General features: G+C 70.9%; 23 protein-coding genes. 12 read left to right on the top strand and 11 right to left on the bottom strand.

From position 1 onward, the window contains the following. Positions 1–131 precede the first annotated feature (131 nt). Both AB0C82_RS27085 and AB0C82_RS27080 read left to right on the top strand, forming a co-directional pair. A complete protein-coding gene (locus AB0C82_RS27085; protein WP_362846642.1) occupies positions 132–971 on the top strand; it encodes a class I SAM-dependent methyltransferase in 840 nt (279 codons plus the stop codon). 149 nt (positions 972–1,120) lie between these two features. After that, a complete protein-coding gene (locus AB0C82_RS27080; RefSeq protein ID WP_362846640.1) occupies positions 1,121–2,764 on the top strand; it encodes a GMC oxidoreductase in 1,644 nt (547 codons plus the stop codon). Positions 2,765–2,811: 47 nt separating this feature from the next. On the opposite strand, the gene AB0C82_RS27075 is transcribed toward AB0C82_RS27080, so the two are convergent. From AB0C82_RS27075 to AB0C82_RS27065, 3 genes are all read right to left on the bottom strand, one after another. Further along, positions 2,812–3,291 (bottom strand): carboxymuconolactone decarboxylase family protein, encoded by a 480-nt coding sequence (locus AB0C82_RS27075; RefSeq protein WP_362846638.1) that lies wholly within the window; start codon positions 3,289–3,291, stop codon positions 2,812–2,814. Further along, the gene (locus tag AB0C82_RS27070; protein ID WP_362846636.1) at positions 3,288–4,367 is read right to left on the bottom strand and encodes a dihydrodipicolinate reductase; all 1,080 of its coding nucleotides are present in this window, start codon (positions 4,365–4,367) and stop codon (positions 3,288–3,290) included. Before AB0C82_RS27070 ends, AB0C82_RS27075 begins: the two co-directional genes overlap by 4 nt. Before the next feature lie 141 nt (positions 4,368–4,508). After that, a complete protein-coding gene (locus AB0C82_RS27065) occupies positions 4,509–5,288 on the bottom strand; it encodes a LysR substrate-binding domain-containing protein (protein WP_362846634.1) in 780 nt (259 codons plus the stop codon). Positions 5,289–5,346: 58 nt separating this feature from the next. Here AB0C82_RS27065 and AB0C82_RS27060 point away from each other — a divergent pair, with 58 nt between their 5' ends. From AB0C82_RS27060 to AB0C82_RS27030, 7 genes are all read left to right on the top strand, one after another. Then, positions 5,347–5,751, top strand: a complete 405-nt coding sequence (locus AB0C82_RS27060) for a DUF5997 family protein (protein ID WP_362846632.1) — start codon at positions 5,347–5,349, stop codon at positions 5,749–5,751. Positions 5,752–6,159: 408 nt separating this feature from the next. Beyond that, on the top strand, positions 6,160–6,522 hold the full coding sequence (locus AB0C82_RS27055; RefSeq protein ID WP_362846630.1) for an ANTAR domain-containing protein: 363 nt from the start codon (positions 6,160–6,162) through the stop codon (positions 6,520–6,522). A gap of 210 nt (positions 6,523–6,732) precedes the next feature. Next, positions 6,733–7,527 (top strand): SigB/SigF/SigG family RNA polymerase sigma factor, encoded by a 795-nt coding sequence (locus AB0C82_RS27050; protein WP_362846628.1) that lies wholly within the window; start codon positions 6,733–6,735, stop codon positions 7,525–7,527. A gap of 45 nt (positions 7,528–7,572) precedes the next feature. Continuing rightward, the gene (locus tag AB0C82_RS27045; RefSeq protein ID WP_362846626.1) at positions 7,573–8,046 is read left to right on the top strand and encodes an SRPBCC family protein; all 474 of its coding nucleotides are present in this window, start codon (positions 7,573–7,575) and stop codon (positions 8,044–8,046) included. Between the two features lie 49 nt (positions 8,047–8,095). Next, positions 8,096–9,727 (top strand): NAD(P)/FAD-dependent oxidoreductase, encoded by a 1,632-nt coding sequence (locus AB0C82_RS27040; protein WP_362846624.1) that lies wholly within the window; start codon positions 8,096–8,098, stop codon positions 9,725–9,727. A 163-nt stretch (positions 9,728–9,890) separates the two neighbouring features. Then, a complete protein-coding gene (locus AB0C82_RS27035) occupies positions 9,891–10,778 on the top strand; it encodes an SDR family oxidoreductase (protein WP_362846622.1) in 888 nt (295 codons plus the stop codon). Between the two features lie 168 nt (positions 10,779–10,946). Continuing rightward, a complete protein-coding gene (locus tag AB0C82_RS27030; protein WP_362846620.1) occupies positions 10,947–11,315 on the top strand; it encodes a VOC family protein in 369 nt (122 codons plus the stop codon). A gap of 76 nt (positions 11,316–11,391) precedes the next feature. On the opposite strand, the gene AB0C82_RS27025 is transcribed toward AB0C82_RS27030, so the two are convergent. Together AB0C82_RS27025 and AB0C82_RS27020 are read right to left on the bottom strand one after the other, a co-directional pair. Then, positions 11,392–11,658 (bottom strand): DUF4235 domain-containing protein, encoded by a 267-nt coding sequence (locus tag AB0C82_RS27025; protein WP_362846618.1) that lies wholly within the window; start codon positions 11,656–11,658, stop codon positions 11,392–11,394. Positions 11,659–11,705: 47 nt separating this feature from the next. Continuing rightward, positions 11,706–12,749: an NAD-dependent epimerase/dehydratase family protein gene (locus tag AB0C82_RS27020; RefSeq protein ID WP_362846616.1), complete on the bottom strand. Its 1,044-nt coding sequence runs from the start codon at positions 12,747–12,749 to the stop codon at positions 11,706–11,708. A gap of 211 nt (positions 12,750–12,960) precedes the next feature. On the opposite strand from AB0C82_RS27020, the gene AB0C82_RS27015 reads away from it, so the two are divergent. Further along, positions 12,961–14,523, top strand: a complete 1,563-nt coding sequence (locus tag AB0C82_RS27015; RefSeq protein ID WP_362846614.1) for an FAD-dependent oxidoreductase — start codon at positions 12,961–12,963, stop codon at positions 14,521–14,523. Between the two features lie 93 nt (positions 14,524–14,616). Here the strand turns inward: AB0C82_RS27015 and AB0C82_RS27010 are convergent, their stop codons facing one another. Continuing rightward, a complete protein-coding gene (locus tag AB0C82_RS27010; RefSeq protein WP_362846612.1) occupies positions 14,617–15,801 on the bottom strand; it encodes an alcohol dehydrogenase catalytic domain-containing protein in 1,185 nt (394 codons plus the stop codon). 143 nt (positions 15,802–15,944) lie between these two features. On the opposite strand from AB0C82_RS27010, the gene AB0C82_RS27005 reads away from it, so the two are divergent. Then, positions 15,945–16,481: an isochorismatase family cysteine hydrolase gene (locus tag AB0C82_RS27005; RefSeq protein ID WP_362846610.1), complete on the top strand. Its 537-nt coding sequence runs from the start codon at positions 15,945–15,947 to the stop codon at positions 16,479–16,481. A gap of 338 nt (positions 16,482–16,819) precedes the next feature. After that, positions 16,820–17,683 carry a short-chain dehydrogenase/reductase gene (locus AB0C82_RS27000; protein WP_362846608.1) on the top strand — a complete coding sequence of 288 codons (864 nt, stop codon included), beginning with the start codon at positions 16,820–16,822 and terminating at the stop codon, positions 17,681–17,683. 35 nt (positions 17,684–17,718) lie between these two features. On the opposite strand, the gene AB0C82_RS26995 is transcribed toward AB0C82_RS27000, so the two are convergent. From AB0C82_RS26995 to AB0C82_RS26975, 5 genes are all read right to left on the bottom strand, one after another. Further along, the gene (locus AB0C82_RS26995) at positions 17,719–18,753 is read right to left on the bottom strand and encodes an iron-containing redox enzyme family protein (RefSeq protein WP_362846606.1); all 1,035 of its coding nucleotides are present in this window, start codon (positions 18,751–18,753) and stop codon (positions 17,719–17,721) included. Further along, positions 18,750–18,974 carry a CDGSH iron-sulfur domain-containing protein gene (locus AB0C82_RS26990; RefSeq protein ID WP_362846604.1) on the bottom strand — a complete coding sequence of 75 codons (225 nt, stop codon included), beginning with the start codon at positions 18,972–18,974 and terminating at the stop codon, positions 18,750–18,752. Before AB0C82_RS26990 ends, AB0C82_RS26995 begins: the two co-directional genes overlap by 4 nt. Beyond that, positions 18,958–19,659: a HemK2/MTQ2 family protein methyltransferase gene (locus tag AB0C82_RS26985; RefSeq protein WP_362846602.1), complete on the bottom strand. Its 702-nt coding sequence runs from the start codon at positions 19,657–19,659 to the stop codon at positions 18,958–18,960. Before AB0C82_RS26985 ends, AB0C82_RS26990 begins: the two co-directional genes overlap by 17 nt. A gap of 282 nt (positions 19,660–19,941) precedes the next feature. Beyond that, the gene (locus tag AB0C82_RS26980; protein WP_362846600.1) at positions 19,942–20,460 is read right to left on the bottom strand and encodes an SMI1/KNR4 family protein; all 519 of its coding nucleotides are present in this window, start codon (positions 20,458–20,460) and stop codon (positions 19,942–19,944) included. A gap of 174 nt (positions 20,461–20,634) precedes the next feature. Next, positions 20,635–21,276, bottom strand: a complete 642-nt coding sequence (locus AB0C82_RS26975; RefSeq protein WP_362846598.1) for an SGNH/GDSL hydrolase family protein — start codon at positions 21,274–21,276, stop codon at positions 20,635–20,637. Positions 21,277–21,305 lie beyond the last annotated feature (29 nt).

Below are 21,305 nucleotides of genomic sequence, written 5' to 3'. Positions count from 1 at the left end.
CCAATCTTCCGGCCACATGAAGTCGGCCGGGGCCCGCTCCCCCCGATGGCTCCTACTCTCGGTGGCAGGGCACGTACGGAGAGTTGCCGGCGTACCCCCTGCCACAGGTAGCACCCTCAAGGAGAGCCGTCATGACCGAAGCGACCGATCCCGTCGAAGCCGACCGAGCGCTGAAGACCAAGCACCGCAAGATGTGGGCCCTGGGCGACTATCCCGCAGTGGCCACCCGCCTGATCCCGGACCTCGGCCCGGAGCTGGTCGGGGCCTGCGGTGTGCGGGGCGGTCAACGCGTACTGGACGTCGCGGCCGGATCCGGCAACGCGGCCATCCCCGCCGCGCTGGCCGGGGCGGACGTCGTCGCCTGCGACCTGACCCCCGAACTGCTCGCGGCCGGGCGGGACCTGGCGGACGGGCAGGGCGTTGGGCTGGAGTGGCGTGAGGGCGACGCGGAGGCGCTGCCCTTCGGCGACGACGCGTTCGACACCGTGATGTCGTGCGTCGGCGTCATGTTCGCACCGCACCACCAGGCGGCGGCGGACGAACTGGTCCGCGTCTGCCGGCCGGGCGGCACCATCGGCCTGCTGAACTGGACCCCGGAGGGGTTCATCGGCCAGATGTTCGCCGCGATGAAGCCGTACGCCCCCGCGCCTCCGCCCGGCGCGCAGCCCCCGCCGCTGTGGGGCAAGGAGGACCACGTCCGCGCCCTGCTCGCCGACCGGGTGACGGACGTCGAGGCGCACCGTCGGACCGTGCGGGTCGAACTCTTCGGGAAGCCGGCTGATTTCAGGGAGTTCTTCAAGACCAACTACGGGCCGACCATCGCCGTGTACCGGAACATCGCCGAGGACCCGGACAAGGTCGCCGCGCTGGACAGCGCCCTCGACGACCTCGCGTCGCGCCACTCGGACGGGGCGGGCACGACCGGAATGGACTGGGAGTACCTGCTGGTCACCGCACGCAAGCACGGTTGAGCCGCGCAGCGGGTGGGGCGTCGGCGCCCTGCCGCGACGCGGACTCACCCACCCGCTGCCCACACCACATTACCGACCGGTATGTCGTGACTTATTGCGCGTCTGACAGTAGAACGTGTTCCCATTCCATCGAGAGTGAGGAACGCGAAATGAGCGATTCCAGCCCCGGCGGCAGAGCCGCCCCGGGTGTCTCGCGCCGCAGTCTGTTAGCCGGAACAGGTTCCGTTCTGGGGGCTGTCGCCCTCTCCGGCACCTTCCCCGCGGCTCGGGCCAGGGCGGCCGCCGCCGATCCGGTCATCGGCGGCGGAGCACACGTACCGGCCCTCGTGATCGGTACCGGGTACGGCGGTTCGGTCGCCGCACTCCGGCTCGCGCGGGCGGGCGTACACGTCCACATGGTCGAGATGGGCATGTCCTGGGACACCCCGGGCCCGGACGGCAAGATCTTCGCCAACACCACCACCCCCGACCACCGGTCGTTCTGGCTCCGCACCAGGACCAAGCAGCCCCTCAGCAACTTCCTCGGCTTCCCGATCGACAAGGACGTCCCCCGCTACACGGGCATCCTGGACGCCGAGGACTTCAGCGGCATCACCGTCTACCAGGGCCGGGGCGTCGGTGGCGGCTCACTGGTCAACGGCGGCATGGCCGTCACCCCCAAGCGCGAGAACTTCGGCGCCATCCTCCCCACGGTGAACCCCGAGGAGATGTACAGCACCTACTACCCGCGCGCCAACGCCGGACTCGGGGTCAGCAGCGTCGACCCGGCCTGGTTCGAGTCCGCCGACTGCTACCGGTACGCCCGCGTCGGGCGCAAGCACGCCCAGCGGTCGGGCTTCCCGTTCGTCTTCGTGCCCGATGTGTACGACTGGGACTACATGAAGCAGGAGGCTGCGGGAACGGTCCCCAGATCGGCACTCGCGGGCGAGATCCTCTACGGCAACAACTACGGCAAGAAGTCGCTGCAGCAGACCTACCTCTCCCAGCTCAGGGCGACCGGCAGGGTGACCATCTCACCGCTGCACAAGGTCACGTCCGTCGCCCCGTCACCCGGCGGCGGGTACACCGTCGTCATCGACCAGATCACCACCACCGGCGGCACGGCGGCCACGAAGACGGTGACGGCGGACAAGGTGTTCTTCGCCGCCGGAAGCGTCGGGACCAGCAAGCTGCTGACCCGGCTCAAGGCCACCGGGGCGCTGCCCGGACTGAACGACGAGATCGGCAGGGGCTGGGGCGACAACGGCAACGTCATGTGCGGGCGCGCCAACCACATGTGGGACCCGACCGGTGCGCTCCAGTCGAGCATTCCGTGCTCCGGCATCGACAACTGGGCGGCGGGCGGCGCCTTCGCCGAGGTCGCTCCGCTGCCGACGGGGATCGAGACCTACGCGTCGTTCTACCTGTCGATCACCAAGAACCCGAACCGGGCGCGCTTCACGTGGAACGCCGCCGCCGGGCGCGTGGACCTGGACTGGCAGACCGCCTGGAAGCAACCGTCCATCGACATGGCCAAGTCGATCTTCGACCGGATCAACTCGAAGGAGGGGACGATCTACCGGACCGACCTCTTCGGCCTCTACAAGATCTGGGGCGACCACCTCACGTACCACCCGCTCGGCGGCGCGGTGCTGGACAAGGCCACCGACAACTACGGCCGCCTCCGCGGCTACTCCGGTCTGTACGTCATCGACGGCGCCTTGATCCCGGGCAACACGAGCGTCAACCCGTTCGTCACGATCACGGCGCTCGCCGAGCGGAACATCGAGAGGATCATCGCCACCGACCTGTGACGCCGCGTACGACGACCCGTGGTGTTCGGCCGGCCTCCCGTACCGCCTCAGTGCCCCGGCAGCACGCACACGGTGTCGAGGCCCAGGACCCGGTTGAGCCGGCCGAACGCCAGCCAGGAGCCGATACTCATGCTGAGCTCCACGATCTCCACCTGGCCGTAGTGCCCGGTCATCCGGTCCCAGAACGCCTCGTCGATGCCGTGGTGGTCCAGCGCGTACCGCTCGGCGTACTCGGCGGCCAGCCGGGTCCGGTCGTCGAACGCCGTGGTGGTACGCCACTGGGTGACCGCGTCGGCGAACCCCTCCTCGACCTTCTGCCCGTCGCGTTCGGTACGCCAGTCCAGGCAGAACGCGCACCCGTTGATCTGCGCGACGCGCAGCCGCGCCGCCTCGAACTCGCGCAGGCCGAGGGTCGTGTGGGCGTACACCGCCAGCGAGAAGTTCGAGGCGGCGATCCCGATGCCGGGCACCATGTCACCCCAGACGTACTCGATGGGGTTCTTGCCCTCGGGGATGTCGATGTTCATCGTTGTCTCCTTCCGAGCCTGCCCACCGCCGGGCGCAGCGGGACGTCGAGCGCGTCGTAGAGTCCGGGTCCGGCGGCCACGAGCCAGTCGATGGCGCCGACGAGGCGGCCGACCGCGGTGGCGTTCCCGCCCGCGGAACGGTTCTCCCCCTCGTCGTCGGCGGCGACCGTGACCTCGATGCGGGGGCGGCCTTCGATGATCACGCGGTGCGCGCCGGCGCCGTCGGGCGGCGTGGGCCAGTCCGGGGCGCAGGACGGATGGATGCGGGTGATGTGCTCGACGACGATGCGCGGTTCGCCCCCGACGATTCCCTGGACCTCGAAGCGCACGGCGCCCTGCGTGCCGGCTTCGAAATCACCCATGGTCCTGGTGCTCACCGTGGCGTCGAGCGGACGCCGGTGCATGGTCTCGCGGATCTCGTCGAGCTCGACGCCCAGCGCCCTGGCCATCAGACGTATCTGCCCGCCCCACACCATGGAGGGGACGGACGGCGCGAGCATGAGGGGCTCGTAGTCCATCGGACGGCCCATGCCGATCAGGTCCCTGACCGACTCCTCCTGGTCGTACGTGGAGTAGTCGAAGATCTCCTGGCAGCGGACGACGTCCACGACGGAGCCGAGGCCGCTGATCAGCAGCGGCAGCACGTCGTTGCCCCAGCCGGGGTCCACGCCGGAGACGAAGAGCGAGCCGCCGCCGTCGGCTATGGCGTCCAGTACCGGCTCCCGCAGCTCGGGAGGGGCGTTCAGCTGGTCGTAGAGCCCGTACATCGCGGGGGTGACGACGACGGCTCCGGCCCTGATCGCCCGGCAGATGTCGGCGAGCGCCTCGTCGGGCCGGATGTCGCCGGAGGCGGCGTAGACCACGGCGCGGGGGCCGGCGGCCAGGACCGCGCCGATGTCGTCGGTGGCGGCGACGCCGAGGTCCCTGCCTAACCCGGCGAGAGCGCCCGCGTCGCGGCCGGTCTTGCCGGGGTCGTGGACGAGCACGTCGGCCAGCGACAGCGCCGGATGGGCGTCGACGGCGCGGATGGCAGCGCGGCCGACATTGCCGGTACCCCAGACAACCGTGGAAATCATGCGGCGGAGGGTAGCGCCGGGAGTGACAGGTTCCTAGACCCGTCACCACCCGGTTCGGGCCGGTGGCCGGGGCCCGCCGTTCGATCATGGCGGGCTCGCGGGGGTCCGGTGCCTGATCCGGCCTGATCCAGACGAAAAGCCCTAGCGGTGGGGCTTGCCTCGCTTGGTGCCCTTGGTGCTCTTGGCACCCTTGGGACTACCCGAGCCGCCCCGGGGGTTCTTTCCGGCCGAGGCCCTGCCGCCGGCGGGCTTCCGCTTCGCGGCCGTGGTCTCCGTACGCCTGCCCTTGGGCTGCGGCGGTGTCGGGGGGCGGCCGCGGGTGCTGTTCACGGTCCGTCCGCGGACGATCCCGATGAACTCCTCCACCAGCTCGGTGGTCTCCTCCTCGGGCCACGACAGCGCGACACGGGATTCCGGGGCGTCCAGGAGCGGGCGGTAGGTGAGGTCCTTGCGGTGGTGCAGACGGGCGAGCGACTGGGGCACGACGAGCACGCCCACTCCGGCGGCCACCAGCTCGATCGCGTCCTCCGTGGTGGCGGGACGCTCGATCGCGGGCCTGCCCGGCAGACCGTCCTCCCAGCCGAGGGTGTCGTCGAGGGGGTGCAGCACGATCTCGTCGGCCAGATCGGCGGCCGTCACCTCTTCCACCGCCGCCACGAGGTGGTCCTTCGGGATCACGACCACGGTCGTCTCGGTGTAGAGCGGGATCGCGCTCAGCGCTGTCCGGTCGATCGGCAGCCGCACGAAACCGGCGTCGGCCTCACCGCCGCGCAGGGCGTCGGGGGCGTCGGCGGGGGCCACCGCCACGAGGGTCAGCGGGACGTCGGGCAGTCGCTCGTTCCAGATACGCACCCACTTGGTGGGTGTCACTCCCGGAACGTACGCGAGCCGGAACGAGGGGCGTACTTCCGGGCTTGTCACACCGCCAGGTTACCGGTCGTGGTCGGCGGTAGCGCACATGCTCGATACTCTTGACACCATGACGTCGCACCAGAGCACCCAGACGATGAAGCCCGCAACCGCGGCAAAGAAGCTGGGTGTGTATCTCGAAGCCACCCCCGCCGAGTTCCAGGAGGGTGTCGTCTCACGCACCGAGCTGAGTCAGCTCCAGACCGATCCGCCCGAGTGGCTGCTCGAACTGCGACGCAACGGCCCGCACCCCCGGCCGGTCGTCGCGGCCAAGCTGGGCATCTCCATCTCCGGCCTCGCGCGTGGCGGTGTCACCGAGGCGCTCACCACGGAGCAGATCGACGCGCTCAAGCAGGACAGCCCCGAGTGGCTGCAGAAGGAGCGCGCGACCCAGGCGGAGGTCCGCAAGGAAACCGTCCGCATCAAGGAGAAGAACGCCGAGCGCGAGGCGCAGGCCGGCGAGCAGCCCGCCTGACCGGCTCTTCCACGTCCGTGACCTCCGGGCCTCTCGTTCGATCCAGCCGGGCTCATGCCCGGTTCGAACGGGAGGCCCGAGGCGTGCCCCCGTCCGTACTCCCGCGCCGGGCGCACGCTGCCGCCGCCCGGACGTAACCGCGGGGGCGAGCGTGTCGATGCCCGTCGCCGTCGTGCGCCGCGCCCTATGCTCCTTGCCGTGAAAGGGCAGGCCCGGCATCACACCCCGGCTGCCCTGAACGTCGGCCGTTCACGGGCCGGCCCCGCGTGCATCGCCGCATGCGGGAGATCTACGGCGGATACGGCCCGCCCCACGAGCCGCATCGTCACCGGGTCTCACCGCCGCCCCGGCCGGAGGCTCTTTCCCCCGCTTGTCGCCACACCCCACGAAGGGGAGAGGAGCGGACCCATGCAGGAGCACCACTCCTTCACGCAGGACGTACGGGCGCACACCTCGTCCGGCGTTCCCGAGCGCGTCCGGCCCACACCACCGGACGAGCAGAGCAACGAGTCCTTGCGGAGCGAGGTCGAAGGACTGCGCCTCGCTCTCGCGTCCAGGCCCGTCATCGACACGGCCCGGGGCATCCTCATGGCCCTGGGCAGCTGCACCGGCGAGCAGGCGTGGCAGATGCTCGTCCACGCCTCCCAGAACAGCAACGTCAAGCTCCGCGATCTCGCCCATCAGCTCGTCGCGAGCTATCACGGGGTGCCTCTGCCACCGGCCACGCGCCATGTGCTGCACACCGCGATACGAAGCGGCCGTACGCGCTGAGAACCCCGGTCCCGGCCGCCGTCACCCGGTCGCACCCGTCGGATTTCCTTGATCATGACCACTGCGTTTGGTCTATAATTCGATGGGTATAGGTGTTTTCGTGCTTCGGACAAGAGGTACGCCCGCGGGAGTTTCCACTCCGGGCGCCGCCTGTCCGGGCTCGTGCGCTCCCGCGGTGACCGGAGTTATCACCGTCGAGGAGTGATCACCATGGCTGACGCATCCTCCGTCATGGGGCGTCCGTACGCCGAGACCCCGTCGACCGACTCCGCTTTCCGCCGGCTGCGTACCCTGCCGCCCGGAAACGAACGGGACCAGCTGCGCCAGGAGACCATCTGCGCCTGGCTCCCCATGGCCCATCGACTGGCGACCCGCTTCCGCAACCGGGGCGAGTCGATGGACGACCTGCGCCAAGTGGCGGCGATGGGACTCGTGAAAGCGGTCGACCGCTACGACCCCTTCAGGGGCAAGGCGTTCGAGACCTACGCCGTGCCCACCGTGGTGGGCGAACTCAAGCGCCACTTCCGGGATCACACCTGGGACGTGCACGTACCCCGCCGGATCCAGGACCTGCGCAACCGGGTCCGGATCGCGCGCCGGGACCTCACCCAGACCTGCGAAGGACGCGTTCCGACCTGTGCGGAGATAGCGGCGGAGACCGGCCTGAGCGAGGAGGACGTCCTGCTCGGGATGGAGGCCCTGGACAGTTACAGCACCCTCTCCCTGGACGCCGATCTGCCGGGTGCGGACGACGGCTACTCCCTGGGGGACACGCTCGGCTGCTGGGACAGGGCGATGGACGTCGCCGTGGACCGCGAGGCGGTGAAGCCCGGACTGCGCCGTCTGCCCGAGCGCGAGCGCACCATCCTCTATCTGCGGTACTTCCGCGACATGACGCAGGTCAGCATCGCGGAGACGCTCGGCATCTCCCAGATGCACGTCTCCCGCCTGCTCAGCCAGTCCTGCGAACAGGTACGCCTCCAGGCTCTGCAGGGAGCCGGGTGAGCGGGGTTCCGCCCGCCGAACCGATCCGACCAGCCAGGAGAACCGATGGCCGTCAGGCATCACCTCATCGACCGACCGCCGTCCGCCCTGTGGGCCGTGCTGGAGGAGGAGACCCTCTACGGGAAGTGGGTGGTGGGCACATCCTCTTCCCGAAGGGAGTCCGGCACCTGGCCGGAGACCGGGTCGTCGATCACGTACACCGTGCGGCTGGGCCCGAAGGAGTTCACCGGCCGCACCGTCGTCCGGCGCATCGAGCGGCCGCACGCCCTCGAACTGGAGGCGGAGAGCGGGCCGTTGGGGAGCGCGCGCATCGCGTTCGACATCCGTCCCTGGGGCGACGACACCCTGGTGATCCTCGACGAGCATCCGCTCCGGGGACCCGGCGGCGTACTTCACAACAGCCTGCTGGACGCGGCGATGCAGATCCGGCACCGCCGGATGCTTGAGCGTCTGTCCCGGGTGGTCGAGGCCTGGACCTCAGGCACCGGCGCCGAGGCCGGTACCGGACCGGGCCGGTGAGGTCCCCGCGCCCGTCCCCCGCCCCGTCCCTCCGCCGGAAGGAGGCGCGATGGTCGACGCGGTGGTGATCGGAAGCGGGCCCAACGGTCTGGTCGCGGCCAACCTGCTGGCCGACGCGGGCTGGGGGGTCGAGGTGCTGGAGGCCGAGAGCGAGCCGGGCGGGGCCGTACGCAGCGACCAGGGCGTCCACCCCGGCTACGTCAACGACGTGTTCAGCTCCTTCTACCCCCTGGCCGCCGCGTCCCCCGTCCTGGCACGGCTGGACCTGGGCCGGGAGGGACTGCGCTGGACCCATGCCCCGAGGGTGCTCGCCCACCCGCTGCTGGACGGCAGGTGCGCCGTACTGGACCGCGACCGGGCGGTGACCGCGGCCGGCCTCGAAGGCTTCGCACCCGGCGACGGGCAGAGCTGGCTGGACCTCTGCCACATCTGGGACCGGCTGGGCGCCGACGTGCTCAACGCCCTCTTCTCGCCGTTTCCGCCGGTCCGTTCCACCGCCGTGCTGGCAGCACGTCTCCGGGGGGTGGGCGGGCTGAGACTGGCCCGCAGTCTGATCCTGCCGGTACGCCGGCTCGGCGAGGAGGAGTTCGCCGGTGACGGCGGCCGGCTCCTGCTCGCGGGCAACGCGCTGCATGCCGACCTGGCTCCCGAAGCCGCCGGCAGTGGGGGCTACGGCTGGCTGATGTCCATGCTGGGGCAGTTCTTCGGCTTCCCCGTTCCGGTCGGCGGGGCGGGCGCGCTGACCGCCGCCCTCGTACGGCGCCTGAAGGGACGCGGCGGAACCGTCCGGTGCGGGCAGCGGGTGACCGAGATCGTCGTGGAGCGGGGGCGTGCCGTGGGCGTCCGCACGGCTGCCCGGGAGGCCATTCCCGTACGCAAGGCCGTACTGGCCGATGTGTCGGCCCCCGCCCTGTACGGAGAGCTGGTCGCCCCGGAGCATCTGCCGTCACGGGTCCTCGACGATCTGCGTCGGTTCCAGTGGGACTTCGCCACCTTCAAGGTCGACTGGGCGCTCGACGGGCCGGTTCCGTGGAGCTGCCCGGACGCGGCGACGGCGGGCACCGTGCATCTGGCCGACGGCGTGGACGAGCTGACCCGGTTCGCCGCGCAGATCGCCCGGTGCCTCGTTCCCGACCGCCCGTTCCTCCTGGTGGGTCAGATGACCACGGCGGACGCCACCCGCTCACCGCTGGGCACGGAGTCGGCGTGGGCGTACACGCACGTGCCCCGGCGGGTGAAGGCCGACGCCGGGCCGGACGGCCTGACGGGAAGGTGGGACGCCCGGGAGCGGGAGATCATGGCGGACCGGGTGGAACAGCAGGTCGAGCGGTACGCCCCCGGGTTCCGCGACCGGGTCCGCGCACGGCGCGTGCTCACGCCGCCGGACCTCCAGAACGCGGACGGCAACCTGCGTGACGGGGCCATCAACGGCGGCACGGCCGCGCTGCACCAGCAGCTGGTGTTCCGTCCGCTGCCCGGGACGGGCAGGCCCGAGACACCGGTGAAGGGTCTCTACCTGGCCTCGGCCTCCGCGCATCCGGGCGGCGGGGTCCACGGCGCCCCCGGCGCCAATGCGGCACGGGCCGCGATCCGTGGCACCCGGGGCACCGCCGCCGCGCTGACAAACGCCCAACGACTGCTCGCCCGGCGCGGCCGGTCGGGCGAGATCACCTCCGCCTGATCCCCTCCCCCACCGCGGAGACATCCATGGCGCTCATGACGCTACGCGTGGCGCCCGGTGCCGGGCGCCCGCCCTTCGAGCGGGGGGTTGCTCCGCCGTCTCCTGGGAACCCGGGCGGCGTGCCACGCGCGCACCACCGGCCACGAGGGAGAAGGACATCGTCATGACCGACAGCGAACAGCCACAGGACCCGACGCAGAAGCACCCTCGGCCCGAGTTCCCGCAGCAGGACCAGGAGCACCCGGGCTGGACCGGGCCCATGGACCCGCCACCGGACCACGGCGAGGACTCGTACGAGGGCCATGAGCTCCTGCTCGACCGCAGGACGGTGGTCACCGGGGGTGACTCGGGAATCGGCCGCGCCGTCGCCCTCGCCTTCGCGCGGGAAGGGGCCGACGTGCTGTTCACGTATCTCCCGGCCGAGGAGAACGACGCCCGGGAGACCGCGCGGCTGGTGGAACAGGCGGGCCGCAAGGCCGTGCCCGTCGCCTGCGACATCAGGGACGAGAAACAGTGCCGCTCGTTGATCGAGCGGGCCCTGTCGGAGCTCGGACGCATCGACGTCCTGGTGAACAACGCGGCGTACCAGATGTCGCAGCCGGAGGGCATCGCGGCCATCTCGACCGATCAGTTCGACCGTGTGGTGCGCACCAACCTGTACGGGATGTTCTGGCTCTGCAAGATGGCCCTGCCCCACATCCGGGCCGGTGGTTCGATCATCAACACCACTTCCGTCCAGGCGTACAAACCCAGTCCGCACCTGCTCGACTACGCCATGACCAAGGGCGCGATCGTCACCTTCACGCAGGGGCTCGCGCAGATGCTGGCCTCCTCCGGCATCCGCGTCAACGCGGTGGCGCCGGGGCCCGTCTGGACACCCCTCATCCCGGCGACGATGCCCGACACGACGAAGTTCGGGAAGCAGAGCCCGCTGGGCCGCCCGGCGCAACCGGCGGAGATGGCGCCCGCCTACGTCTTCCTCGCCTCGGCGAACGCGTCGTTCATCACCGGCGAGATCATGAACGCGACCGGCGGAACGCCTCTGCCGTGACCGGTCCGCCCTGACCGTGGTTGACCTTGAGCCGGCCGGGAAGGCGTCCGTCATGCCGGCGGACCATCAGCCATGCGGCGGAGATGCCGACGCCGTATCCGCCGTCCGCCCATGCGCGGACGGCGAGAGCCCCTGACCAACTGATCCCCTCGTTCCGGAAGGACGGACATGCCCATCGCCACCTACGCCCTTGTCGCTCTCGACTGCCCCGATCCTCCGGCGCTCGCCGGTTTCTACCGGGCGGTGCTGGGCGGCGAGGTCAAGAAGTACGACGACTGGTACGACCTGTATGTTCCCGGCGGTACCCGGATCGCGTTCCAGCGGGTGCCCGACCACAGGCCGCCGGAGTGGCCGCGCGGCGACCGCAACTCCCAGCAGGCACACCTGGACCTCGACGTGACGGACATCGACCGGGCCCAGGAGGAGGTGCTCGCCCTCGGGGCGACACCGCTGGATCTGGACGACCAGGGAGGCGAGCGCCGGTTCCGGGTGTACGCGGACCCGGCGGGACATCCCTTCTGCCTCTGCCTCCCGTAGACCGCCCCCGGAGGCGCGTACGTGTGCCGGGAGGCCCGTGGCGGCTCCGCCACGGGCCTCCCGCCGCATCCTCGGCTCAGCCCGGCCAGCTCCCCGTGAGACGGCGGACGACCGTCGCGCCACCCCGGTCGGCGGCTGCCTTGACCGCGGCGAAGATGGCGCCCTGGATCGCCGCCGCCAGCAGGATCTCTCGCCACTTCCGGCTCTCGTCGGTCGCGTCCGGCGCGTCCTCCTCGCTCTTCACGTGCTTCCACACGGTCTTGAACAGGGCGCCGGCCACCAGCCCGCTCATGGAACCGAAGATCAGACCCACCGGCTTGTACGCCACTTTCGCCGTGTCCATCGCTGCTCCTCTTCGGTCGCGTCACCGCGTTCGCCCCGGCCCGTCCCTCATCCCACCCGCGCGCCGGCCAGCGGCGCCGTGTCCTCACCCGCTCCCTGACGCACGCCGCGCAGGAAAGCGCTCAACGCCTCGGCCGCGGTGTGGGCGGGCCGCCAGCCCAGCACCTCGTGCGCCCTGGTGCAGTCCATGACCGGAAGCCGCAGCACGGCGTCGAAGAGATGCGGGGACGCCGGTACGGCGTGCGCCTGCCACGCGGCCGCGAGCGCGGTCCGCACCACCGCCCGGGGGACGCGGACGACACGGGCGTCGAAGAGGTCGGCCAGCTGCTGGGTATCGGTCACCGAGTCGGCCGCCAGGTTGAAGGCTCCGCGCACGTCCTGGAGGACGGCGAGCCGGTACGCCTCAGCGGCGTCGTCGGTGTGCAGGACCTGGAAGCGCAGGCCGTCCAGATCGGGCACGAAGGGCAGGAGGTCGGGCCTGAGAAGGCCGCCGGGGACGTACCGGCCGGCGAAGATGCGGCGCTGTTCGCTGGCCGAGGTCTCCTTGAAGAGGAAACCGGGCCGCATCCTGACCACTCTCATGTGCGGGTGGCGCAGCTCGAAGATGTCCAGTACGCGCTCCACGTAGGCCTTCTCCCGGCAGTAGGCCGCGTCCGGCCAGCCGTGGGTGGGCCAGTGCTCGTCGACCCCGGGTTCCTCCTTCGGGCCCGGCGAGTAGGCGCCCACCGAGGAGGCGTGCACCAGGGCGGGGACTCCCGCCTCGGCCGCCGCGTCGAAGACGCGGATGGAACCGAGCACGTTGCTCTGCCAGGTGACGACGGGGTCGTGCGTCGGCTGGAACCGCCAGGCGAGGTGGACGACCGCGTCCGCGCCGCGCATCAGCGTCTCCAGCGGACCGGCGCTCTCGGGCTTGGAGACGTCGACGGTCTCCCACTGCACACCCTCGGTCCAGAACTTCGGCCGTCTGCGCGCCAGGCCGAGGACGGAGCCGACCTCCGGGTCCTCGGACAGCGCGGTGACCACGCTGGTTCCGACGTTGCCGGTGGCTCCCGTGACCACGATGCGCTTGCCGGGGGACGGGTCGGTGGCCATGGATCGCTCACTCACTGTTGTTGCCGGGCCGACGTCCCCGCAGCCCCTTTCGCTGCGGCTCCCCCGCCGGCTCGGGCGTTTCCCGTCGGGTAACCAGACACCGGGGGAAATAACCTGAAATCGGGCGGAAACCACGGAGTGTGCCTGCGACGGCGCCGGGCACACGCATGGTTCGCCGGCCCGACCCGTCAACGATCTGGGAGAGCACGCCATGACGCATCCGAGCAGACTTCCCGGACAGGACGAATCCTTCTGGATGGCCACCACCGGTCATCCCGTGCACCCACCACTCACCGAGGACATCGAGGTGGACGTGGTCGTGGTGGGCGGCGGGATCGCGGGCCTGAGCACGGCGTGGGAACTGGCCCGGACGGGCCGGCAGGTCGCTGTGGTGGAGGCCGACCGCATCGCCTCGGGAGTCACCGGCTACACCACCGCCAAGGTCTCCGCCCTGCACTCCCTCGTGTACGACGGGCTGCGCCGTACGCACGGCGCCGACGCCGCCCGTCTGTACGCGCTGTCGCAGCAGGACGCGGTGGAGCGGGTGGCGGAGATCGTCCGGGAGCTGGGGATCGACTGCGACCTGGAACGGGTGAGCGCCTACTCGTACGCGGCCGAGGACGCCTCCCGGTCCGCGATCGAGGCGGAGGCCGAGGCCGCGGTCGAGGCGGGGCTGCCTGCGTCGTACGTCACCGGCACCGAGCTCCCCTTCGAGGTCGCCGGGGCGGTCAGGCTGGACGACCAGATCCAGTTCCACCCGCGCAAGTACCTGCTGGCGCTCGCGGACGACCTGCTGGGGCGTGGCGGTCTCGTCTTCGAACGGAGCCGGGTCACCGGGCTGAGTGAGGGCACGCCGTGCCGGGTGACCACGGAGTCCGGATCGTCGGTGACCGCGCGGGACGTGGTCGTCGCCACGCACTATCCGGTCTTCGACCGGGCGATGCTGTTCGCCCGTCTCTCGCCGCGCCGGGAACTGGTGGTGGCCGCGCCCATCGACGCGGACCGGGCACCCAAGGGCATCTACATGACGGAGGACGAGGGGAAGCGTTCCGTCCGCACCGCCCCCCTGGGTAACGGGCAGCGGCTCCTGATCGTCACCGGGGAGAGCTTCACACCGGGCACCGGTGACGCGCGCGAGGCGTTCCTCCGCCTGGACGGCTGGATGCACTCACGCTTCCCTGTGGGTCCCACCGCCTACCGGTGGGCCGCGCAGGACAACGATCCGAGCGACACGGTGCCGCTCGTCGGCCCATTCCACATCGGCGCCCGCCACACCTACGTCGCCACCGGCTTCGGCGGCTGGGGGATGACCGGCGGCGTCCTCTCCGGCCGCCTCCTGAGCGCGCTCGTCGCCGGAACGGGCGACGAGCTGCCGTGGGCCGGCCTCTACGACCCCCGGCGGCTGGGGAGCGCGCTGCGTGAGGCCCCCTCGCTGCTCGGTATGCAGGCGGAGGTGGCGAAGCACTTCGCCGGTGACCGCCTGAAGGTCACCCACGTCGACACGGTCGACGCCATCCGCCCGGGAACGGGCGCGGTGGTACGCGTCAACGGCCGCCGCCGTGCCGTCTACCGCGACCAGGACGGCACGACCCATGCCGTGTCCGCCCGTTGTACGCATCTCGGATGCCTGGTGGCCTTCAACGAGGCCGAGACGTCGTGGGAGTGCCCCTGTCACGGCTCGCGCTTCGGGGTCGACGGAGCGGTACTGCAGGGTCCGGCGGTCCGGCCCCTGGAACCGATGGACATGGACGTGTTCGACGTGTTCGACGACTGAGGCGAGGGGTGCGCGCCCGGTCACGGCGGACGCCCGGCGGTCAGCACCTGCGGGGCGTCGCGCCGGTCAGCACCTGCGGGCGTCGCGCCGCGGTCAGGGCAGGAGAAGCGTCTTGATCATGCCGTCGGCCTTCTTCTGGAAGGTCTCGTACGCCTGCGGGCCCTGCTCCAGCGGCAGGTGGTGCGTGGCGAAGGTGTCCACACCCAGCGGGTCGCCGTCGACCAGCATCGGCAGGAGGTCGTCCACCCAGCGCCAGACGTTGGCCTGCCCCATGCGGAACTGGATCTGCTTGTCGAACATGGTCAGCAGGGGCATCGGGTCGGCGGCGCCGCCGTACACACCGGAGACGGATACCGTGCCGCCCCTGCGCACCACGTCGATCGCCGTGTGCAGCGCGGCGAGCCGGTCCACGCCGACCGTCTCCATCAGTCGTGTCGCGACGGCGTCGGGCAGCATTCCGACGGCCGCGTGCGCCGCCTTGGCGACGGGCGCGCCGTGCGCCTCCATGCCGACGGCGTCGATCACCGCGTCGGTGCCCCGCCCGTCGGTGAGGTCCCGGACGGCGTCGCCGAGGTGCTTGCCGTGCCTGCGCAGGTCGAGGCACTTGACGCCGTACTCGCTCGCCCGGTTCAGCCGGTCGGGCACGAGGTCCACGCCCACGACCAGTTCCGCGCCGCGGTGCAGGGCGATCCGCGCGGCCATGGCGCCGATCGGGCCGAGCCCGAGCACGGTGAGCGAACCTCCGGGCGGGACGTCGGCGTACTCGACGGCCTGCCACGCGGTGGGCAGTACGTCCGAGAGGTAGACGAAGCGGTCGTCCGGCGGGCCGTGCGGAACCTTGACCGGCAGGCTGTTGCCGAAGGGGACGCGGAGGAACTCGGCCTGTCCGCCCGGCACCTGGCCGTACAGCTTGGTGTAGCCGAAGAGCGACGCACCCATGCCGTACTTGCGCACCTGGCTGGTCTCGCACTGGGAGTGCAGTCCCTGGGAGCACATGAAGCAGTGGCCGCACGAGATGTTGAACGGGATGACGACCCTGTCCCCCGGGGCGACGGCGGTGACGTCCGGCCCCACCTCCTCCACCACCCCCATCGGCTCGTGGCCGAGGATGTCACCGGGATCGAGATAGGGCCCGAGCACCTCGTAGAGATGGAGGTCCGAGCCGCAGATTCCGGTGGAGGTGATTTTGACGATGACGTCGGTCGGGTCCTGGATCCGGGGGTCGGGCACGGTCTCGACCCGGACATCCCGCTTTCCCTGATAGGTCAGTGCGCGCATGGTGCAGCTCACTTTCCACGCTGATTCGCCGTTTCTCCTCCGCTACGGACGCGTGCCGGGTTCCCCTGAGGCCTTCCGTGAAACATGCGGAGCGGGGCAGGAGACGAAGGGAAAGCCGCAGGACGCGGTGGGAGCATGGAAGGATGGGAATGAGTGCTCTCATCGTCATCGACATGATCAACACTTACGATCACCCGGACGCGGAACGCCTGATCCCGTCCGTTCGCGCCGCACTGCCGCACCTCGTCCGCGTTATCGAACGCGCTCGCGCGGAAGGTGTTCCCGTCATCTACGTCAATGACAACTTCGGCGAGTGGCGGTCCCACCACGGCGAAATCATCGAAACGACGCTGGCGGGGGCGAACGCGGAGCTGGTCGAACCCGTCCTGCCGGACGAGAACTCCCTGTTCGTCGTGAAGGCCCGGCATTCGATCTTCTACGAAACGCCGCTCGGCTATCTCCTTTCGCAGTTGCGCGTGGATCACGTCGTTCTCTGCGGTCAGGTCACCGAGCAGTGCGTCCTGTATTCCGCTCTCGACGCACATATCCGCCATATCCGGGTGAGTGTTCCGGACGACGCGGTGGCCCATATCCACAAGGATCTCGCCGAGGCCGCTCTGCGCATGATGGAGCGCAACATGGGCGCCGTCATCCGGACGGCGGAGAAGGTCGAATTCTAGGATGCCCCGGGGAGGGATCCCGCTGTTGCGGGACCCAAGGGCCGGCATCACCCGTCCGGCCGACGGAGACTCCCCCATGCACGGCACCGACTCAAGGATCTGGACGAGAGGCCGGACGCGGTCGCCAGGACGACCCGTACCGTCGCCGTGAACGCGACGCATCTCGCACGTCTGCTCACGGGCGCGCCGTATGCGGCGCCCTGACGCCTGGAGTGCGCGCGGCCGGGACCGCTGAAACCATGGGTCGGGGGCCGGGCCGAGAGGTCGGAACGCACAGGCGGTCCGCCCCGGCCGGCCGGTCGCTCGACCGGCCGCCCGCTCGACAGCGAGGAGTTCCGATGACCGCCGGACGGCACGTCCTGAAGGGCCGGACCGCCGTGGTGACCGGCGCCGCACGCGGTGTGGGAGCGGCCGTGGCCGGCGAGCTGGCGGCACGCGGGGCCCGGGTCGCCCTGCTCGGTCTGGAGGAGGAGGCGCTCGCCGCCGTGGCCGCCACGCTTCCCACCGAGACGCTGTACCGGCATGTCGACGTGACGGACGACGCGGCGATGGCCGAGGCCGCCGAAGAGGTACGCCGCCTCCTGGGCGACGCGTCGGTGGTCGTGGCCAACGCCGGGGTCGCCGAGGGCGGTCCCTTCGTCGACTCCGACCCTGTGACCTGGCGCCGTGTGATCGAGGTCAACCTCGTGGGGAGCGCGGTGACGGCGCGTTCGTTCCTCCCCCAACTCCTCGACACCCGCGGCTACTACCTCCAGGTCGCGTCCCTCGCCTCGATCGGGGCGGCGCCGTTGATGAGCGCCTACTGCGCCTCGAAGGCCGGCGTGGAGTCGTTCGCCCATTCACTGCGCGCGGAACTCGACCCCCGCGGCGTCGGTGTGGGCACGGCCTACCTCAACTGGACCGACACGGAGATGATCCGGGACGCCGACCAGCACCCGGTGCTGCGTGAGCTGCGCGCCCACCTGCCCCCGCCCGCCCGGAAGGTCCATTCTGCCCGGTATGTGGCCGAGGCCCTGGTGACCGCCGTCGAACGGCGCTCGCCCACCGTCTACGCACCCCGGTGGATGCGTGGCGTCCAGGCGGTGCGCGCGGTCCTGCCCGGGCTGATCGTCCGGTACGCGCGGCAGGAACTGACGCGTTCGGAGTTCTCCCCCACCGGCCTGCTGGGGCCGGGCGGCCGCGCGGCCGAGCGGCAGACCTGACGCCGTACGCACCGGCGCGGCGGGGGCGGCTGGGGTCAGCGGGCGGGGAGGGCCCTACGCAGGGCCGTACGACCACCGCGCCAGCTCGCCAGAAGATGCGCGGCCAGCCGCTCCTCCAGCAGTCCGGTGGCCTCGATGCCGAGAACGATGTCCGGTGCGAGCCCCGGTTCGTCCTCCAGCAGTCCCCCGATCACATCCCGGCGGACGACCTGTTCGTGGACCGCGTCGGCTTCCACGTGCTCGTCGTAGAAACGCTGGGCGGCGGGCCCTGCTCCGGTGCGGCGCAGGGCCTTCGCCAGCCGCCTGGAACCCGGGGACGAGGTGATCTCCACGGCGGCGAAATGCCCGACGAGCGCCCCTCGCAGACGCCTGTGCAGTCCGAACAGGGACATCAGGTTCACGGTCGCCAGGGCCTCGGCCGGGGCGGCGTCGAGGTAGCCGCCGTACGTCGTGTCCAGTGCGAGGTCCGCCATCAGATCGGCGAACAGCTGAGCGTGGATGTTCTCGGCGCGGCCGGCTCCGAACTCGTCGAACTCCACGGCGATCATGGCCGCTTTGGCCCGGCCCCGGAGCCTCGGGACCACCCACAGGTGCGGGTCCGCCTCCTTCAGGTGGTAGAGCGAGCGCAGCGCCGCGTACTCACGGAGCTGTTCGAGCGTGCCCTCTCGCTGGAGGTGGTGGCTGACGCTGTGCCCGTCGTCCCTGGCGGGCTCCAGGAGCAGGGCGTCCACGGTCCGTGTGACGTCCTCTCCGCCCGGGGCGTCCTCGCGGAGCACGTGCAGGAAGACACGTTCGGCGGCGGCGCGCACCGTCAGCAGCGCGGGGTCCCATTCCAGGGCCTCGTCCACTCCCGCGAAGCCTCGGTAGTGGAGCTCGTAGAGGACGTACAGCAGGAGGTGCAGATCGTCACCGTACGGGCCGGCGCGCTCCACTTCGCGGTCGGACGGCAGCGACGCACCCGGCCGCCCGGCCAGCGTGGCGAGGACCCGCTCGGAGAGATCTCCTCGCGGTTCGGGGAGCTTCGGCTCCGGTTCGGTCCGGTCGAAGCGGGCTACGGGAAACGGTGTCACGATGCGGTGTCCTCACCTTCCTCTGCGGGTTCCCGGCGACGGTGGCTCGTGTCGCACCAGGGGTAGATCCGGCTGCGGCGGCAGGTGCAGATCGCCACGACGAAGCGCTCGGACCTGACGACCTCGCCGTCGGCCTTCGTCACTTCGACCGGGCCCTCGACGAGGACCGGTCCGTCCTGTTCGACCACGACACGACGCGGAGGTTCAGTGCTTCCGTGCACGGATCACCACCAGCTCCTCCTGGTCCATGTGGCTCGGCAGCAGACCCCGGGCGCGCAGCCACGCGAGCCGCCCGCGGGTCACCGGCCCGAAGGGGATGGACAGCCGGTCGCTGACTGACGCCTCCATCCCGGCCCGTGAAAGCCGCCGCACGGTCTCCTCGGGTGCGCTGAGGGCCGAGTGCACGATCAGTATCAGCCCGTCGGGTCGCAGCGCGGCCGGGGCTTCGTCGCAGATCCGGTTCACGACGATCCGCCCGTCGAGTCCGGCGTCCCAGGCGCGCCTGGCGCCCCACCGCGGCGGCGACACGCTCGGCGCGGGTACGTACGGGGGGTTGCTGACGACCGCGTCGAACGTACGGCCCCGCAATCCGGTCAGCAGATCGCCTCGGTGCACGGAGACCGGCATCCGGGTGAGCACGGCGTTCAGCCGGGCCGACGCGACGGCGCGGCGGCTGATGTCGACCGCGGTGACGCGGGCGCCCAGCCTGGCGGCATGGAGCGCCAGGAGCCCGCTGCCGGTGCAGAGGTCCAGGACCTCCATCCCGGACCGGATGCCCTCACGGCGCATCGCGGCAGCCAGCAGCAGGCTGTCCGCCTGCGGGCCGTACACCCCGGGCAGGCGCACGATCCTTCCCGGCCACGGAAGATCATCGACGATCCCCGCATCGGCATCTGGAACGGTCACCGCACCTCCCGCGCTGGACGACTGCACTTCCAGGCTCTGACATAAGAAACTCACCTGCCACTCCTGTCCCGTCCAGCAAGCCAGTACCCCGGCTCGGTGATGCGATGCGTCGGATGGTGGCCCGAGGGCTGTCCCGTAGTCCCTGGTGGAGCGGCGCGCGGCGTCGGATGCGGTGGATCGCGAGGCGGAGGGTGTCCGCACACCGGATGTGGTCGGCGTTCCGGCGACGCGGCGAGGTGCCGCAGCGGTCGTCGCGCGCCCGCCGGAATCGCGGTACAGCCCTCAGGTGGCGCCCGGTGTCCCGGAGTCCGCCTCTTCGGCGCAGGTGAGCCGCTCCACGAAGGCAGTGAAGTCCGGGGCCAGGGCAAGTTCCGTTTCGAGGTCCGTCTCGAACCACGTCACCGACGGCTCGGCGTGCCGGCCGCGGAGCCGGTAGTCGAGCGCGATCCAGCAGTGCCCGTCACCGGAGAGCAGCACGAGCGGGGACGGCAGTCCCCACTCCTCGACCAGGTAGGGCGTGTCCAGCAGCGACGTCCGGCTCTCCAGCCTGCCGATGCCCATCATCTCGTCGAGCGGAACGTGGTCCGCGCTCCACGAGGTCGGCACCCCGGTCGGAAACGCGTTCCACCGAGACGCCACCCCGCCCCCGTTCCGGACGCGCAGGATCTCCAGCAACGAGGACGGCAGCCGAACACCGAGCAGGTCCTCGGCCTCACGGACGATCGCGTCGGTCAGCGGCGGCTGGGCCCCGTGAGGGTCCCTGTCCCAGAACGTCTTCCTGACCTCGTCGAAGTGAGCCATACGGGGCATCCTAGGGTCGGCGCCCACACAGCGGCGTCCTGAGCCTCCCGCACCACGCGGTGGGCGGCCTCGTTCTTCTCGGACAGGTCCTCCTCGGTCCTCCTCGGGGAAGGTCATCGCGCCGTCGTCGAACGAGATCAGGTACCGCGTCGGGAACGGGCCCGGGAGCGGCCCTCAGCGCCTGGGAACAGCCGATTCGGCCTTGGCGAGCCAGGCCTCGGCGAGCAGTTCGTGGCCCTGCGGGCTCGGGTGGACTCCGTCCGGGGCGAGTGCCGCCCGGCCGAATTCCTCCGCGGCGCGGGGCAGGAGCACGTCGGCCCGGACCACCTCCGCGCCGTGGGACCGCGCTGTGCGCAGCACGGCCTCGGTGCGGGGTGAGAGGTCCTCGTGCCAGGTCTCCTGGTCCGGTGTGACCGGGAGGAGGAAGGGCGTGATGACGAGCAGCCGCGCGGCCAGGTCCCGGGTGGTGCGGGAGAGGATGCGGTCCAAACAGCTCTCGAACTCGTCGACCGGGCTGAGGATGCCGCCGTCGTACCGCCGCCAGGTGTCGTTGATTCCGATCTTGACCGTGACCACGGTGGGCCGCTGGTCGATGACGTCCGTGGTCCAGCGGGTTTCAAGGTCGTACACACGTTCGCCATTGATGCCCTTGTTGATGACGGTGGGGCTCTGGCCCGGGCCGTCCCCGGAGCGGAGCGCCCGGGCGATCTCGCGGACGTACCCGTTGCCGAGCGAGGTGGAATCCGTGTAGTCGCGGCCGGCGTCGGTGATGGAGTCACCGATGAACAGGAGCCTGTCGTCTGCGGTGAGGAGCATGTCTGCCGTCCTGGCGTCGGGGTGGTGAT

Source organism: Streptomyces sp. NPDC048560, assembly GCF_040650955.1.
GTDB lineage: Bacteria > Actinomycetota > Actinomycetes > Streptomycetales > Streptomycetaceae > Streptomyces.
The sequence above is the reverse complement of the archived record's forward strand: the minus strand, read 5'-3'. Positions and strand labels throughout refer to the sequence as shown.

Bases quoted from the DNA above. Each gene is read 5' to 3' on its own strand.
- AB0C82_RS27050 (WP_362846628.1), top strand. From the start codon at position 6,733: ATGGCTGACGCATCCTCCGTCATGGGGCGTCCGTACGCCGAGACCCCG.
- AB0C82_RS27075 (WP_362846638.1), bottom strand. From the start codon at position 3,291: ATGAACATCGACATCCCCGAGGGCAAGAACCCCATCGAGTACGTCTGG.
- AB0C82_RS26975 (WP_362846598.1), bottom strand. From the start codon at position 21,276: ATGCTCCTCACCGCAGACGACAGGCTCCTGTTCATCGGTGACTCCATC.
- AB0C82_RS27035 (WP_362846622.1), top strand. From the start codon at position 9,891: ATGACCGACAGCGAACAGCCACAGGACCCGACGCAGAAGCACCCTCGG.
- AB0C82_RS27025 (WP_362846618.1), bottom strand. From the start codon at position 11,658: ATGGACACGGCGAAAGTGGCGTACAAGCCGGTGGGTCTGATCTTCGGT.
- AB0C82_RS27005 (WP_362846610.1), top strand. From the start codon at position 15,945: ATGGGAATGAGTGCTCTCATCGTCATCGACATGATCAACACTTACGAT.
- AB0C82_RS27020 (WP_362846616.1), bottom strand. From the start codon at position 12,749: ATGGCCACCGACCCGTCCCCCGGCAAGCGCATCGTGGTCACGGGAGCC.
- AB0C82_RS27070 (WP_362846636.1), bottom strand. From the start codon at position 4,367: ATGATTTCCACGGTTGTCTGGGGTACCGGCAATGTCGGCCGCGCTGCC.
- AB0C82_RS27030 (WP_362846620.1), top strand. From the start codon at position 10,947: ATGCCCATCGCCACCTACGCCCTTGTCGCTCTCGACTGCCCCGATCCT.
- AB0C82_RS27055 (WP_362846630.1), top strand. From the start codon at position 6,160: ATGCAGGAGCACCACTCCTTCACGCAGGACGTACGGGCGCACACCTCG.
- AB0C82_RS27060 (WP_362846632.1), top strand. From the start codon at position 5,347: ATGACGTCGCACCAGAGCACCCAGACGATGAAGCCCGCAACCGCGGCA.
- AB0C82_RS26980 (WP_362846600.1), bottom strand. From the start codon at position 20,460: ATGGCTCACTTCGACGAGGTCAGGAAGACGTTCTGGGACAGGGACCCT.
- AB0C82_RS27085 (WP_362846642.1), top strand. From the start codon at position 132: ATGACCGAAGCGACCGATCCCGTCGAAGCCGACCGAGCGCTGAAGACC.
- AB0C82_RS27080 (WP_362846640.1), top strand. From the start codon at position 1,121: ATGAGCGATTCCAGCCCCGGCGGCAGAGCCGCCCCGGGTGTCTCGCGC.
- AB0C82_RS27010 (WP_362846612.1), bottom strand. From the start codon at position 15,801: ATGCGCGCACTGACCTATCAGGGAAAGCGGGATGTCCGGGTCGAGACC.
- AB0C82_RS27000 (WP_362846608.1), top strand. From the start codon at position 16,820: ATGACCGCCGGACGGCACGTCCTGAAGGGCCGGACCGCCGTGGTGACC.
- AB0C82_RS27015 (WP_362846614.1), top strand. From the start codon at position 12,961: ATGACGCATCCGAGCAGACTTCCCGGACAGGACGAATCCTTCTGGATG.
- AB0C82_RS27040 (WP_362846624.1), top strand. From the start codon at position 8,096: ATGGTCGACGCGGTGGTGATCGGAAGCGGGCCCAACGGTCTGGTCGCG.
- AB0C82_RS27045 (WP_362846626.1), top strand. From the start codon at position 7,573: ATGGCCGTCAGGCATCACCTCATCGACCGACCGCCGTCCGCCCTGTGG.